This is a genomic window from Brevundimonas sp., assembly GCF_016742135.1.
Taxonomy (GTDB): Bacteria; Pseudomonadota; Alphaproteobacteria; order Caulobacterales; family Caulobacteraceae; genus Brevundimonas.
Window position 1 is genome coordinate 124,878 of sequence record NZ_JACVCG010000003.1, and the last position, 13,814, is coordinate 138,691.

General features: G+C 68.0%; 16 protein-coding genes. 12 read left to right on the forward strand and 4 right to left on the reverse strand.

The window, feature by feature from the left end:
• The first annotated feature begins 18 nt into the window (after positions 1-18).
• A complete protein-coding gene (odhB, locus tag IBJ06_RS07420; protein ID WP_365812242.1) occupies positions 19-1,518 on the forward strand; it encodes a 2-oxoglutarate dehydrogenase complex dihydrolipoyllysine-residue succinyltransferase in 1,500 nt (499 codons plus the stop codon).
• 22 nt (positions 1,519-1,540) lie between these two features.
• Complete coding sequence (locus IBJ06_RS07425; RefSeq protein WP_292158801.1) at positions 1,541-1,960, forward strand: hypothetical protein; 420 nt, start codon at positions 1,541-1,543, stop codon at positions 1,958-1,960.
• Here the strand turns inward: IBJ06_RS07425 and IBJ06_RS07430 are convergent.
• Complete coding sequence (locus IBJ06_RS07430; RefSeq protein WP_292158803.1) at positions 1,957-3,150, reverse strand: CaiB/BaiF CoA-transferase family protein; 1,194 nt, start codon at positions 3,148-3,150, stop codon at positions 1,957-1,959. The genes IBJ06_RS07425 and IBJ06_RS07430 overlap by 4 nt on opposite strands.
• Positions 3,147-3,413 carry a DUF6356 family protein gene (locus IBJ06_RS07435; RefSeq protein ID WP_292158805.1) on the reverse strand — a complete coding sequence of 89 codons (267 nt, stop codon included), beginning with the start codon at positions 3,411-3,413 and terminating at the stop codon, positions 3,147-3,149. Before IBJ06_RS07435 ends, IBJ06_RS07430 begins: the two co-directional genes overlap by 4 nt.
• Before the next feature lie 127 nt (positions 3,414-3,540).
• Here IBJ06_RS07435 and IBJ06_RS07440 point away from each other — a divergent pair, with 127 nt between their 5' ends.
• The 5 genes from IBJ06_RS07440 to IBJ06_RS07460 all read left to right on the forward strand — a co-directional run bounded on the left by IBJ06_RS07440 (position 3,541) and on the right by IBJ06_RS07460 (position 9,292).
• Positions 3,541-4,728, forward strand: coding sequence for an acyl-CoA dehydrogenase family protein (locus IBJ06_RS07440; RefSeq protein WP_292158807.1), 1,188 nt, complete (start codon positions 3,541-3,543; stop codon positions 4,726-4,728).
• 104 nt (positions 4,729-4,832) lie between these two features.
• Positions 4,833-5,654, forward strand: a complete 822-nt coding sequence (locus tag IBJ06_RS07445; protein ID WP_292158810.1) for a response regulator transcription factor — start codon at positions 4,833-4,835, stop codon at positions 5,652-5,654.
• Positions 5,655-5,660: 6 nt separating this feature from the next.
• Entirely contained in the window at positions 5,661-7,115 is a 1,455-nt protein-coding gene (locus IBJ06_RS07450; protein WP_292158812.1) for a HAMP domain-containing sensor histidine kinase, read from the forward strand.
• Positions 7,116-7,146: 31 nt separating this feature from the next.
• Complete coding sequence (locus IBJ06_RS07455; protein ID WP_292158813.1) at positions 7,147-8,490, forward strand: trypsin-like peptidase domain-containing protein; 1,344 nt, start codon at positions 7,147-7,149, stop codon at positions 8,488-8,490.
• Positions 8,491-8,947: 457 nt separating this feature from the next.
• Positions 8,948-9,292, forward strand: a complete 345-nt coding sequence (locus IBJ06_RS07460; protein ID WP_292158814.1) for a DUF2794 domain-containing protein — start codon at positions 8,948-8,950, stop codon at positions 9,290-9,292.
• Positions 9,293-9,392: 100 nt separating this feature from the next.
• Here the strand turns inward: IBJ06_RS07460 and IBJ06_RS07465 are convergent, their stop codons facing one another.
• Positions 9,393-10,136 (reverse strand): Bax inhibitor-1/YccA family protein, encoded by a 744-nt coding sequence (locus IBJ06_RS07465; RefSeq protein WP_292158816.1) that lies wholly within the window; start codon positions 10,134-10,136, stop codon positions 9,393-9,395.
• A gap of 128 nt (positions 10,137-10,264) precedes the next feature.
• Here IBJ06_RS07465 and thpR point away from each other — a divergent pair, with 128 nt between their 5' ends.
• The 5 genes from thpR (at position 10,265) to IBJ06_RS07490 (ending at position 13,234) form a co-directional block, all read left to right on the forward strand.
• A complete protein-coding gene (thpR, locus tag IBJ06_RS07470) occupies positions 10,265-10,804 on the forward strand; it encodes an RNA 2',3'-cyclic phosphodiesterase (RefSeq protein ID WP_292159387.1) in 540 nt (179 codons plus the stop codon).
• Positions 10,801-11,367 carry a GNAT family N-acetyltransferase gene (locus tag IBJ06_RS07475; protein ID WP_292158818.1) on the forward strand — a complete coding sequence of 189 codons (567 nt, stop codon included), beginning with the start codon at positions 10,801-10,803 and terminating at the stop codon, positions 11,365-11,367. The genes thpR and IBJ06_RS07475 overlap by 4 nt, the downstream gene beginning before the upstream one ends.
• Before the next feature lie 63 nt (positions 11,368-11,430).
• A complete protein-coding gene (locus IBJ06_RS07480; RefSeq protein WP_292158820.1) occupies positions 11,431-11,961 on the forward strand; it encodes a lipocalin family protein in 531 nt (176 codons plus the stop codon).
• A gap of 44 nt (positions 11,962-12,005) precedes the next feature.
• On the forward strand, positions 12,006-12,473 hold the full coding sequence (gene mmcB / locus IBJ06_RS07485) for a DNA repair putative endonuclease MmcB (RefSeq protein ID WP_292158822.1): 468 nt from the start codon (positions 12,006-12,008) through the stop codon (positions 12,471-12,473).
• A 47-nt stretch (positions 12,474-12,520) separates the two neighbouring features.
• On the forward strand, positions 12,521-13,234 hold the full coding sequence (locus IBJ06_RS07490) for a hypothetical protein (protein ID WP_292158824.1): 714 nt from the start codon (positions 12,521-12,523) through the stop codon (positions 13,232-13,234).
• Here IBJ06_RS07490 and IBJ06_RS07495 read toward each other — a convergent pair.
• Positions 13,231-13,785, reverse strand: a complete 555-nt coding sequence (locus tag IBJ06_RS07495) for an ActR/PrrA/RegA family redox response regulator transcription factor (RefSeq protein WP_292158826.1) — start codon at positions 13,783-13,785, stop codon at positions 13,231-13,233. The genes IBJ06_RS07490 and IBJ06_RS07495 overlap by 4 nt on opposite strands.
• Positions 13,786-13,814 lie beyond the last annotated feature (29 nt).

Below are 13,814 nucleotides of genomic sequence, written 5' to 3' on the forward strand. Positions count from 1 at the left end.
TCCGGAACCGGAACTGACATGGCTGATATCCTGACCCCCGCCCTTGGTGAATCCGTCGCCGAAGCCACCATTGCGAAGTGGACGAAGAAGGTCGGCGATCCGGTCAGGCGCGATGAGCTGCTGGTCGAGCTGGAAACCGACAAGGTCTCGCTTGAGGTCGTCTCGCCCGCCGACGGCACCCTGGCCGAGATCGCCTTCGATGCCGGCGACACCGTCGCCCCCGGCGCCATCCTCGGCAAGGTGACCGAGGGCGCTGCCGCCCCCGCCGGAGAAGCCGCCCCCACGGCCGAGGCCAAACCTGCCGAGGCCCCGAAGGCTGGAGGCGAGGCTTCGGTCCCCGTTCAGGTGCCGACCATGGGCGAAAGCGTGGCCGAGGGCTCGGTCGGAACCTGGCAAAAGAAGTCCGGCGACCGGGTGGCCAAGGACGAACTGCTGGTCGAGATCGAGACCGACAAGGTGGCCGTGGAAATCAGCGCCCCCGCCGACGGCATCCTGACCATTTCGGCCGAGGCCGGTTCGACCGTCACCCCCGGTCAGGTGATCGGCCAGATCGCTGCCTCCGGCGAGGCTGCTGCGGCGGCCCCCAGGGCCGAGGCCGCTCCGGCCAAGGCGTCGTCGGGCTCGGACGACCCGCACCTGTCGCCCGCCGTCCAGCGTGTGGTGGCCGAGAACAACCTCGATCCGAAATCCATCCAGGCCACCGGACCCAAGGGCAATATCACCAAGGCCGATGCGCTGAAGGCCGCCGCCCAGCCCCAGCCGACTGCCGCTGCGGCTCCGGCCAGGGCCGCGCCTGCGGCTCCGCCGCGCGCCGACCAGCCGCGCGAGGAACGGGTCAGGATGACCCGCCTGCGCCAGACCATCGCCCGCCGCCTGAAGGAATCGCAGAACACGGCCGCCCAGCTGACCACCTTCAATGAGGTGGACATGTCGGCGATCATGGCGCTGCGCAATCGCTACAAGGACGCCTTCGAAAAGCATCACGGCATCAAGCTGGGCTTCATGAGCTTCTTCGTGAAGGCCACGATTGCGGCGCTCAAGGAGCTGCCCGCCGTCAATGCCGAGATCGACGGCACCGACATCATCTACAAGAACCACTATGACATCGGCGTCGCCGTCGGCACCGAAAAGGGTCTGGTCGTGCCGGTGCTGCGCGATGCCGACACCCTGTCGCTGGCCGGGATCGAAAAGGGCATCGGCGATCTGGGCCGCGCCGCCCGCGACGGCAATCTGACTCTGGACCAGCTCCAGGGCGGCACCTTCACCATCACCAACGGCGGCGTCTATGGCTCGCTGATGTCGACGCCCATCCTGAACATGCCCCAGTCGGGCATTCTGGGCATGCACAACATCGTCCAGCGCCCCATGGCCATCAACGGCCAGGTCGAGATCCGCCCGATGATGTATCTGGCCCTCAGCTACGATCACCGCATCGTCGACGGCAAGGAAGCCGTGACCTTCCTTGTCCGGATCAAGGAGCACCTCGAGGATCCGCAACGCTTCCTGCTGGACCTTTAAGGTAAAGATTACCGGAGGGCGGATGGCCGAAGAGTATGAGGTCGCCCGATTTCTGACGGTGGCGGAGGCGGAATTGCTGGTTGCCCTGCTGGGTCGGCACGGCATTCGCGCCTGGCTTCCCGATCGGGACATGGCCACCATGCTACCCCATGTGCAAATGGCCCTGGGGGGAATCCGGGTCGTCGCCTATGCGGAGCAAATCGACGCGGCCCGCGATATCGCCCGCCGGGCACGGGCCGGAGAATTCGCGACCCCGGATGACAATGACGAATGGCAGGTCGAGGCCACGCCCGGCAGGATCGGCGAACTTGACGAGGCGGATGTTCAGGGTCTGGTCGGGTCGCGGCCGTTGATCCAGTTGGGCACCTTCCTGATCCTCGGCAGCGCGCTGTTTGCCGGGCTTCTGGGGTATTGCGGATCGTTTGCCGACCTTCGCAGCTAGCGGCCCTGGCCCTCCCCCAGCACCTCATCCGTATGTTCCCCCAGCGCGGGCGGGGGCCGATCATAGGCGACCGGCGTCGCCGACATGCGGATCGGGCTGGCCACGGTGCGGATGGGCTCCGACAGATCGGCGCGGGTCTGTTCGACCTCCAGCCCCCGGTGCTTCGCCTGCGGCTCGGCGAACACCTGATCGACGGTATTGACGGGGCCGCAGGGCACGCCCGCAGCCTCCAGCGCCGCCATCAGCCCCTTCATCGATTGCCCGGCGGTCAGGGCCGACAGCTCGGCCGACAGGGTCGCGCGGTTCTCGATCCGCACCGCATTGGTGGCATAGCGGGGGTCGGTGCCCATGCCCGGCGCGCCCAGCGCCGTGCACAGGGCGCGGAACTGGCCATCATTGCCGACCGCGATCACGACCATACCGTCCGTGCACGGAAAGGGCTGATAGGGTGACAGGTTCGGGTGGGCATTGCCCATGCGCGTGGGGGTCTTGCCCGAGACGAAATAATTGGTCGCCTGATTGGCCAGCATGGCGGCCTGCACATCGAACAGGGCGATGTCGATCTGCTGGCCCTCACCCGTCGCGCGCGCATGTAGCAGGGCGGCCAGAATGGCATTCGAGGCATAGAGGCCGGTGAACAGATCGGCGACCGCCACCCCGACCTTCATCGGCTCGGCCCCCGGCGCCCCGTCGGGCTGGCCGGTGACACTCATCAGCCCGCCCATGGCCTGGATCATATAGTCATAGCCCGCCCGGTGGGCGTCGGGCCCGTCCTGGCCAAAGCCGGTGATCGAGCAATAGACCAGCTTCGGATTGATCGCCTTCAGCGAGGCCCAGTCCAGCCCGTACTTCTTCAGCCCGCCGGTCTTGAAATTCTCGACCACCACATCGCAGGTCATGGCCAGTTTGCGGACCGCCTCGGTCCCCTCGGGCGTGGCGATATCGACCGCCACCGACTTCTTGCCCCGGTTGGCGCACAGGAAATAGGCCGCATCCCCGCGCGATCCATCCGTCTTCGTGGTGAAGGGCGGGCCCCACAGGCGGGTGTCATCCCCGGCCCCGGGCCGCTCGATCTTGATCACCTCGGCGCCGAGGTCCGCCAGTGTCTGCGTCGCCCACGGCCCGGCCAGAACCCGGCTTAGGTCAAGGACGCGAACGCCCGCCAGCGGTCCCTTTGCGGATGATGTCAAAGGCCGGGATCCCAGACGCCCGCCTCGCGCATGCGGCATTCGCGGGCCTCGCGGGCCCGGCTACCCACCTCATCGGCCATGCAGCAGACCTCGCGCGAGACGGTCGTCTTGCACAGACCCGGCACGACGGAATGCAGGAAGGCCGCCCCCGCCAGCTTCAGCAGGCGAAACCCGAACCGCGACGAGGCGGCCATATGTTCGAAATAGCCCTCATCCACCTCGCGCGGGTGGTCGACGAACAGACGGTGAAACAGACGGCTCATGGCGGGGATCATAGCCGCAGTCCGCGCGGCCCTCTACCCGTCGCACACGTTCTGGCCTAAACCCCGGCGGCAGGGGCAGAAAAAGAGGTCCGATCAGCGACCCGCCCGCAGATTCAGGAGCGCCTCCATGGCCGACGGCACCCCCCCGACCCGCACCTTCCGCTGGGATGATCCGCTGGATATGGACAGCCGCCTGACCGACGACGAGGGCATGATCCGCGACGCCGCCCGCGCCTATGCCCGCGCGCAGCTGTTGCCCCGCGTGGTGCGCGCCTTCGCCGACGAGACCTTCGACCGCGCGATCATGACCGAGATGGGCGAGATGGGCTTTCTCGGCGCCATGCTGCCCGAGGAGTACGGCGGGTCAAACGCCTCCCACGTCGCCTATGGCCTGATCGCGCGCGAGATCGAGGCGGTCGACAGTGGCTATCGCTCGGCCATGTCGGTCCAGTCGTCGCTGGCCATGTACCCCATCTATGCCTTTGGCTCCGATGAGCAGAAGGCGAAATTCCTGCCGAAGATGGCGGCCGGCGAGCTGATCGGCTGTTTCGGCCTGACCGAGGCCGACGGCGGCTCGGACCCGGCCTCGATGAAAACCCGCGCGGACAAGGTCGACGGCGGCTATCGCCTGAACGGCGCCAAATACTGGATCACCAACAGCCCCATCAGCGATCTGGCCATCGTCTGGGCCAAGCTGGATGACGTCATCCGCGGCTTCATCGTCGAGCGCGACTTCGACGGCTTCACCACCGACAAGATCGGCGACAAGCTGTCACTGCGCGCCTCCATCACCGGCGACATCGGCCTGAACGACGTCTTCGTGCCCGAGGCCAATCTGCTGCCAGGTGTGAAGGGCCTGCGCGGCCCGTTCTCCTGCCTCAACAAGGCGCGTTACGGCATCGCCTGGGGCGCGATGGGGGCGGCCGAGTTCTGCTTCCACGCCACCCGCGACTATGTGGGCGAGCGCATGCTGTTCGGCCGGCCCCTGTCCTCGCGCCAGCTGGTCCAGAAGAAGCTGGCTGACATGCAGACCGAGATCTTCCTGGGACTGGAGGGCGCGCTGGCGCTGGGCCGCCTGCTCGACACCGGCGCCTGGGTGCCCGAGGCCATCTCGATGATGAAGCGCAACAATTGCGGCAAGGCGCTCGCCATCGCCCGCGAGGCCCGCGACATGCACGGCGGGGCCGGCATCACCGGCGAGATGCACGTCATGCGCCACGCCATGAACCTCGAGACCGTCAATACCTATGAGGGCGCCCACGACGTCCACGCCCTGATCCTCGGCCGGGCCATCACCGGCCAGAGCGCCTTCTAGGCCCGGTGCGTCAGAAACTGTCAGGCGCGTCCATCGGCCCATAGGCCGAACATTGTCTTTCCGGGACAGGGGCCTATCCTCTGCGCGAGCGGGGAGGCGGGCGTATGGACCAGGTGAACCAGACGGACACGACGGTGGGCGAGGACGCGTTCGCCCAGCTGGCCGAGGTGTTCGGCGGCATGACCGCCCTGCTTCTCGAGGACGAGCCGGCCCTGTCCGAGCACGTTGCCAGCCGCCTGACGCGGGCCGGTTTCGCCCGCGTCGACCGCGTCGAGTCGGGCGAACAGGCGCTCAAGGCCGCCGCCGATACCCCCTATGACGTGCTGATCCTTGATCGGCTGACCGCGGGGCTGGACGGGCTGGAAACGCTGAAGCGCATCCGGGCGGGCCAGGGCCCTTCGTCCGACTCTCCGGCCCTGATGCTGACCGCGCTCGGCGCCGAGCGACAAAAGGTCGAGGGCCTGCTGGGCGGCGCCGACGACTATCTGGCCAAGCCGGTGGGCGACGAGGAACTGCTGGCCCGCATCGCCGCCCAGCTGCGCCGCGCGGGCCGCCGCGCCAGGGCAAACGGCGGCGAGGTCACCAACGGCCCCTTCATCCTGTCCCCCGGCGCCCGCACCCTGCAGGTCCGGAGCGCCGACGGCGGTCTGCGCGCCATCGAGCTGTCGCCGCTCGAATTCGCCATCGTCTGCGAGCTGATGACCGCGCGCGGCCAGCCGGTGACCAAGACCATGCTGTGGGACAAATGCTGGGTGGAGTGGAATTTCCTGCCCGACAATTTCGTCAACATCATCGACGCCCGGATCAGCGCCCTCAGGCGCCGGCTCAAGGACCAGTGCCCCGAGGTGCCGGACGCCATGCACCCCCTGATCGTCTCGGCGCGCAGCCAGAGCCTGGTGTTCCGCGACCTCGACGGCGTGGGCTGAGGCCGGATGTCGGGTCCCCTGTCCGGCCTGCGCGGGTGGTTGGCCGGGAGGACCTCGGCCCAGCTGTCGGTCGCCGTGGCGGTGCTGGCGGCGCTGGCCCTGTCGGGGTCAGTGGTCATCACCGGCCAGGCCGTGCGCGCCGACCAGCGCCAGAAGGCGGCCCTCGTGGCGCTCGCGGACTATGCCACCATGGTCGACAAACTGGGGGCCCAGGCCTGGCTCGGTGCCGATCAGGTGACCGAGGCCGACGCCGCCTATTTCTCGGCCTGGCTCACCGCCTTTCAGTCCGGGCCCAGCCGGGAAGACCGCACCCTCGAAGAGGTCTGCCGCACGGGGCGGGGCGGGGCGGGCGTGCGCTTCATCCGCGCCCCCAGCGGCAAGCCCGCCGGTCTCGCGGCTCTCGAGGACGCAAGGTCCCGTCGCCTCAAGGGTCTGGGCGACGACGTCTATGTGGCCGCGCTCCCGGCCGGCACCCTGTGCCCGGGTCGCGATGTGGAGGTGGTGGTCGTCAAGCGTCAGGCGGGGGCCCTTGAGATCATCGTCGGCCGGGTCGTCGACCGGTCCGGCGAGGCCTGGGGCCGGGCCGTACTGATTGTCGGCCTCAGCGGATTGCTGATCCTGATCTCGGGCCTGACCGCGGCCGTCTTTGCCCGCCACCGTCTGGGCCTCGCCCTGGCCGAGGTCAGCGCCTCCCTCGACCGGGCTGCCATGGGCGATTTCTCGCGCCGCCCCCCGGTGGATGACATCGCGCCCGAGCTCCGGCCGCTCAGCCTTCGGGTCAACCGCACGCTCGACCGGCTGGAGGAATTGCTGGGCTGGCTGCGCGATTCCTCGGACCAGCTGGCCCATGATTTCCGCACCCCGCTGGCCCGGGCCACCGCGCGTCTGGAACGGCTCGGGGAGGCCGCAACCCCCGGGGAACGCGCCCGCCTGCTGCAGCTGGCCGGCGACGATCTCCGTCATCTGACGCGGGCCATGAACGAGACCCTGGCGCTCCGCGACGGCTCGGCCTGGGTGTTCGAACGGGTACAACTGGATGAGCTCGTGATCGCGACGGCCGAACTGTATGAGCCGCTGGCCGACACACGGGCCGTGCGTCTGGTCACCGAGGTCGAGCCCGCCTCTGTGCTGGGGGTCCGCTCCCTGCTGCAGCGGGCCCTGACCAATCTGGTCGACAATGCCGTGAAATTCTCACCCGAAGGCGGCGTGGTGACCCTCAGGGCCCACCCGACCGATACAGGGGTCGAGGTCTCGATCGCCGATCAGGGTCCCGGGATGGATCCGGGGCGCGCCCGGGGACCGGTCGAGGACGCGGTCAGCGACGACCCGGCCCGAAACGGCGTCGAAAGCCATGGCATGGGCCTGCCCTTCGTGCGGGCCGTGGTGCGCCGCCACGGCGGTGTTCTGACGATCGGCGATGCCGGGCCGGGGGCCATCGTCACGGCGCGTTTCTCGCGCTAAGACCAGAGCGAAGAACGAAATGGGGAATGCGATGCGTCGGTCTGTCCTGCTGAAACTGTCGGTCGCGGCCGTGCTCGTCACCGGCATGGCCGGCCTCCCGATGGATGCCGCCCGGGCCCAGGCCACCCCCCTGCCCTATGACGAGGCCCGCGGCGTCTTCAGCTTCGCCGACGGGCTTGAGCGCAGCCTCCCGGCCGTAGTTCAGGTGACCACCCTGGGCCAGTCCCGGGGCCCCCGGTCTGCGGGGACGGAGGCCCAGCCTGTCTCGACCGGCTCCGGCGTGATCCTCGACGCCGGTCAGGGCATCATCGTTACCAACAACCATGTGATCGAGGGAGGCTCGAAATTCACGGTCGACCTCGCGGACGGGCGCCTGTTCGACGCTGTCCTGATCGGGACGGACAAGGCCACCGACATCGCCGTGCTGCGGATCGAGGGGACCGGTCTGTCACAGGTTGAGGTGGCCGATTCCGATACCCTGCGCACCGGCGACCTGGCCTTTGCCGTGGGCTATCCCCTCGGCCTCGACCAGACCCTGACCATGGGGGTCATCTCGGGCCTCAACCGTTCGGGCCTGGGCGATGCGGTCGAGGACTATATCCAGACCGACGCGGCGGTGAACTCGGGCAATTCGGGGGGCCCCCTGCTGGACAGTCGCGGGCGGCTGATCGGCATCAACACCTCCATCCTGTCGGGCGGAGGCGGCGGCAATGACGGCATCGCCTTTGCCGTGCCGACCCGCATCATGCTGTATGTCGTCGGCCAGATTCGCGAACACGGCCAGGTCCGTCGCGGCGGAACGGGTGCCCAGCTCAGTTCGCTGAACGCCACCGCGGCCCGCGAACTGGGTCTGAACATTGTGCGCGGGGCCGTGGTGCGGGATGTCGCCCCGGGCTCCCCCGCCGAGACAGCGGGCCTGCGCCCCGACGACGTGATCGTTCGGGTCCAGTCAAGGCCGGTGGCCAATGCCGGCTCGGTCCTGGCGACCGTCGGCGTGGCGGCTCCCAGCAGCCGGCTTGATATCGTCTATCTGCGCGATGGCACCGAATACAGCACCACCCTGGTCGTCGAAATGTCCGAGCCGGGCGGCATTGCCCTGGGGCGGGAGGCCCTGACCGCCTGGGGGGCCGGCTTCCGTGAGGCCCGGACGGGTGAACGCGGCGGTCAGCAACATCGCATTCTGGTCGAGGTGGTGGAGGGCGGCACGCCCGCCGCGTCCGCCGGCCTGATGGCGGGCGATCTGGTCGCCTCGGTCAATGGCCGCGAGGTCTCCAGCCTTCAGGCCCTGGCCTCGGCGCTGGCCACGGATCGCCGCCCGATCCGGCTGCGCGTGCACCGTGCGGGCGAGACCGTCGACCTGACGGTCTCGCCCTGATTTCCGGGCCCTGATTTCCGGGCCCTGATTTCCGGGCCCTGATTTCCGGGCTCTGATTTCCGGGCTCTGATTTCTAGGCCCTGATTTCCGGGGCAGGTTTCGTGAGGGGTAAGGCTGGCGGGGACCGGGTTACGGTCCCCGCCAACGCAAACGCCCGCTCCGGCCTGGGGGGGAGGGGGATGGCCGAAACGGGCGTTGCTCGCTTGGAGGAAGCGTCGGCCCACTGAAACCCTTTGGGGAGGAACCCGGGGGGCTGGGGGGGGCTGTTCAGGATCCGGGATCGCTCCGGGCTCCAGCGGGCCGATGTGGTCTTGTCGCCCTCCAAGGGGGCGGGCGAAGGACCAAATGGGGGCGTTTTCGTGACCCCTGCATTTTTTCCGATAGTCATGGTTTTCCGGTCGCGCACCTTCTGCGGGCCGGCTCTGGTGTTTGGGCGGCAGCGCGTTAGGATTCCCCCATGAGCAGCGCGTCACAGGACAGTTCCGGGTCTCACCCCGTCCGGGGTCCGGTCTTCTTCGAGCGGCGCGAGCTGGACCAGCTTCTCAGGGTCTACGGCCGTCTGGTCGCGACCGGGGACTGGCGCGACTACAGCCTCGCGGGCGGGGCCGATGTCGCCGAATTCGCCGTCTATGCCCGATCCGGCGACGCCCCCCTCTATCGTGTCGAAAAGCGCCCCCCCCTCCAGACCCGCCAAGGCCAGTGGGCGGTGATCGGCCAGGGCGGACAGGTGCTGAAGCGCGGCCGCGACCTGGCCCAGGTGCTGCGCGTCTTCGACGCCCGCCGGTTTCAGGTCATCGACTGACGAAAAGAAAAAGACCCCGGCGTTTCCACCGGGGCCCTGGAAGTTCTAGCGCTCAAGCAGTGAGCGTCCGCGACGCGAACGTAGCGCAATGCAAAATGCCCTATTCCCGGCCGCCGAACAGGGCCAGCAGGAACTGGAACAGGTTGATGAAGTTGATGAACAGGCTCAGCGCACCAAAGCCGGTGGCCACGCCCAGCGCCGCCTGGTTTCCGCCCATGGCGTAATAGGTCATCTTCAGCCGCTGGGTGTCATAGGCGATCAGGGCCGAGAAGATCAGCACCCCGACCACGCTGATGATCAGCGCCAGCATGCCGTTGCCCAGGAACATATTGACCACCATGGCGATCACCAGACCGATGACGCCCATGATCAGGAAGCTGCCCAGCCCCGACATGTCCTTCTTGGTCGTATAACCAAACAGGCTCAGCGCCCCGAAGGCGGCCGCCGTGATGAAGAAGGTCGAGGCGATCGAGGCGTCGGTATAGATGAAGAACAGCACCCCCATGCCCGCGCCGATGGTCGCGACCACGGCCCAGTACAGCAGGTTCACGCCGCCTGCCGTCGGGTTCTTCATGAAGAACATCGAGCCGAACAGCATCACCAGCGGCGAGAACTGGACGATCATGCCCAGCATGGTCAGGCCGATGCGGCCGTCCGGGCCCACGGCGAACAGATACTGCCCCACCGCCGGGACATTGCCGGTGACATAGGCGAGGGCTCCGGCCACCACGAGGCCGAGCGCCAGCTTGTTATAGACCCCCAGCATGAAGGCGCGCAGGCCCGCGTCCATCGCCATGTCGGCGGTCTGCGGCAGGGGGCGCGCAGGGTTCCGGAATTCGTTCATTCGAGCGTGTCTCCCACGGGTCGTGCGGCATCATCGCCGCCTTTGCTCACGAATATCGTCAGCCCGGCCCCGTCACGCAAGGGAAACCGGACTTGGACGACCCGCCCGCGGCCGCTACCAAGGGTCGCATGGTCCGCCTGTTCACCGCCCTCGCCGTTCCGCCCGACATCGCCGAGGCCCTGGTCCGACGCCAGACGGGCCTGCCCGGCGCGGCCTGGAGACCGGTCGAGGCCCTCCACATCACCCTCGCCTTCTATGGGGAGATGACGCGGCGTCAGGCCGACGATCTGGACGGCGAACTGGTCCGGGCCTCGGGGCGAGGCCCGCTCACCCTCTCGCTCTCCGGGGTCGGGGCCTTCGGCGATGGCCACAGGGCGCGGAGCCTCTGGGCCGGCGTCACCCCCGATGAGCGCCTGACCGCGCTGGCCGCGCGCTGCGACGCCGCGGGCCGGCGGGCAGGGCTCGATCCCCCGCGTCGGACCTATCACCCGCATGTGACCCTCGCCTATCTCAAGCCCACCGTCCGCGACGACCGGCTGGCGGCCTGGGTTCAGGGGCACAATCTGCTGCAATCCCCGCCCTTCCGGCTCGATCATTTCGGCCTGTATTCCAGCGTCACGGGCCCGGACGGCGGCACCTACAGCCTCGAACAGGAGTATCCGCTGTGACCTCTGCCGATACGGATGACGTCGCCCCCGGCCCGTGGATCGAGACCGCGCGCCTTATCCTGCGCCCGACCGCACTGTCGGACTTTCCCCGCTGGGCGGAAATGATGGGCGATGCCGAGGCCTCCCGCTTCATCGGCGGACCCCAGGCCCCCGAGGCCGCCTGGCGCGGCATGATGACCATGGCCGGGGCCTGGGCGCTCGGCGGCATCGCCATGTTCTCGCTGATCGAGCGCGACACCGGGCGCTGGCTCGGCCGGATCGGCCCCTGGCAGCCGCTGGGCTGGCCGGGAACCGAGGTCGGCTGGGGCCTGCACCCTGACGCCCAGGGCAAGGGCTATGCCCGGGAAGCAGCCATCGCCAGCCTCGACTATGCCTTCGACATTCTGGGCTGGGTCGAGGTGATCCACTGCATCGACCCGGACAACCACCCCTCCCGGGCCCTGGCTGAGCGTCTGGGGTCCCGCAATCTGGGCCCGATCCGCCTGCCGCCACCCTTTCAGGACGTGCGCGTCGATCGCTGGGGCCAGACGCGCGAGCAGTGGGCGGCCCGCAGCCGGGGCTGAGGCAACCGAACGGCGGTCTGGCGCGTAACTGCCCGGACCTTTTCAACGACGAAGGAACACACCATGTCCCTGTGCCGTCTGATCGCCGCCCCCTTCGCGGTCGCCGCCCTGGCCCAGTCCACGCCAGTTTTCGCGCAGGCCACGAATGTCGATCTCGACCGCTTCGACGGGCGCTGGTTCGAGGTCGTGCGTAATCCCAACGATGTGCAAAAGGACTGCAGCCGCGCCCAGATCGACTTCACGCCCCAGTCGCGGGCCGGGCGCTATGGCCTCACCGTCACCTGTACCCGTCGGGCGGACGGCCAGGTCGAGATATTGCGCGCCAATGCCCGCGTCACCGACCCCGCGACCAATGCCAAATTCCGTTTCACCCTGACCGGCCTGCTCAGCTTCGGCGGCCTGGCGGGTCAGAACTACTGGGTCTGGGATCATGCCCCGGACTACAGCTGGGCCATCATGGGCCTGCCGGACAAGTCGAACTGGTGGATCTGGCACCGCAGCGCCAACCCCTCGGCCACCGAGCGCAATCGCCTCGTCGCCCGCGCCGGCCAGTTGGGCTTCAACACCAGCCGCACGGTGCACACGGGCCGGTAGTCGCCCAGCTTGAATGCAGAACATAGGCGGAACATAGTGGCGGCATGTCCGCCACCCCGCTTCTGTCGCTCAGCCTCGCGCCCGTCGCCGGCCCCCGACCCGAGACCACGCGCCGCATCACCCGGGGCGTGGCGCGGCTGATGGTCGATCTGGGACATGCGCCGCTGGTTGAGGTAGCCCTGCCCAATGGCCGCCGCGCCGACGTCATGGCGCTGGGCCCGCGCGGCGAGATCGTCATCTGCGAGGTCAAGTCCAGCCCCGAGGATTATCGCTGCGACCGGAAATGGGGCGACTATGCCCCCTTCTGCGACCGCTTCTATTTCGCCGTCTCGACGGGCTTTCCGCACGACATCCTGCCGCAGGAGGTCGGACTGATCGTCGCCGACGACTTCGGCGGGGCCATCCTCAGGGATTCAGGCCCGCAGCCGCTGGCTCCGGCCCGCCGCAAGGCCCTGACCATCGCCTTTGGCCGTCTGGCGGCGCTTCGAAAAGGGCCTGAGCCCCGACGCTGATCGGGCCGCCTCTTGAAGATCGACGATCTTCGAACGATCATGGGCGAATGCGCAAATCGACGCCCTCGACCCCCGCTCCTGTCCCCGCGCCTGACCGGGACCGGATATTCGAGGCGGACCTCGTTCAACTTCAACAGTCTTACGAGCACTACAGACACCTCGAGGAGATCCGCCTCAAATATATTGTCTGGCTCTACTCGTTCATGCTGGGACTGCTTGCGTTCATCGGCGCCATTTTCGGTGTCGAAGGCGGGGATCTGCCCGTGAACCGGTCAGGCATTATGGTGATCGCATCGTTCATGATCACGTTTTTTGCCTTCTTCGCGCACCTTCAGGTCAATACGACCGAAGCCGCGATTTCGGCCCACGATGCGCTGATGAGGCGGATCTACCGGTCGGTCTACAAGGACAAGTACAATGAGTTCATCGCCCAGCCCTTTGCGCAGGCGCGCCTCGACGGCAAACGGGGCTCCCTGTTCCTGAAGCTGCTCCCGGCAGACAGCGATCCGACAAGGCTGCTCAGCCGCATGTTCACCGCCACACCCGCTTTCCTGAGCGCGATCATTGGCTGCGGCATACTGGTCAACAGCATAGGATTCTACAATTTCGGCGGGGTTTACAGCGGCATGCTGTACCTGGTCGCGCTGGCCTCGGCGGTGGTCGGCATCACAGCCCTGATCGATGCCCTTCTGACGAAAGACTCCCGGCCGAGGTTCGAGGTGCCGGACGAGGATGGTCCGGGCTCAGGACCTTCCGCCTAGCGCGGCGCGCGCTTGGCCAGGATGCGCTGCAGGGTGCGGCGGTGCATACCCAGCCGCCGCGCCGTCTCCGAGACATTGTGGTCGCACAGCTCATAGACGCGCTGGATATGCTCCCAGCGCACCCGGTCGGCGCTCATCGGGTTCTCGGGCGGCTCGGGCGCGTCGCCGGTAGCCAGCAGGGCCTTGACCACATCGTCGGCATCGGCGGGCTTCTGCAGATAATCGACCGCCCCGGCCTTGACCGCCGCCACGGCGGTCGCGATGGCGCCATAGCCGGTCAACATGATGATGCGGGCATCCTCGCGCCGCTCGCGGATGGCCTCGACGATCTTAAGGCCATTGCCGTCCTCCAGCCGCATGTCCAGCACGGCAAAGGCGGGGGCCCGCTGGCCCAGCGCGGCCTGGGCCTCGGCGATCGAGGCCGCCGTGGTCACCTCAAAGCCCCGCGACTCCAGCGCGCGGCCCAGCCGGGTTCTGAGCGCATTGTCGTCGTCCAGCACCAGCAGGGAGCGATCGCTCAGCCGGGTGATGCGCGGGTCGGTGTCTGTCATCATCTGCCTCCAGAAGCGATCACGTCGTT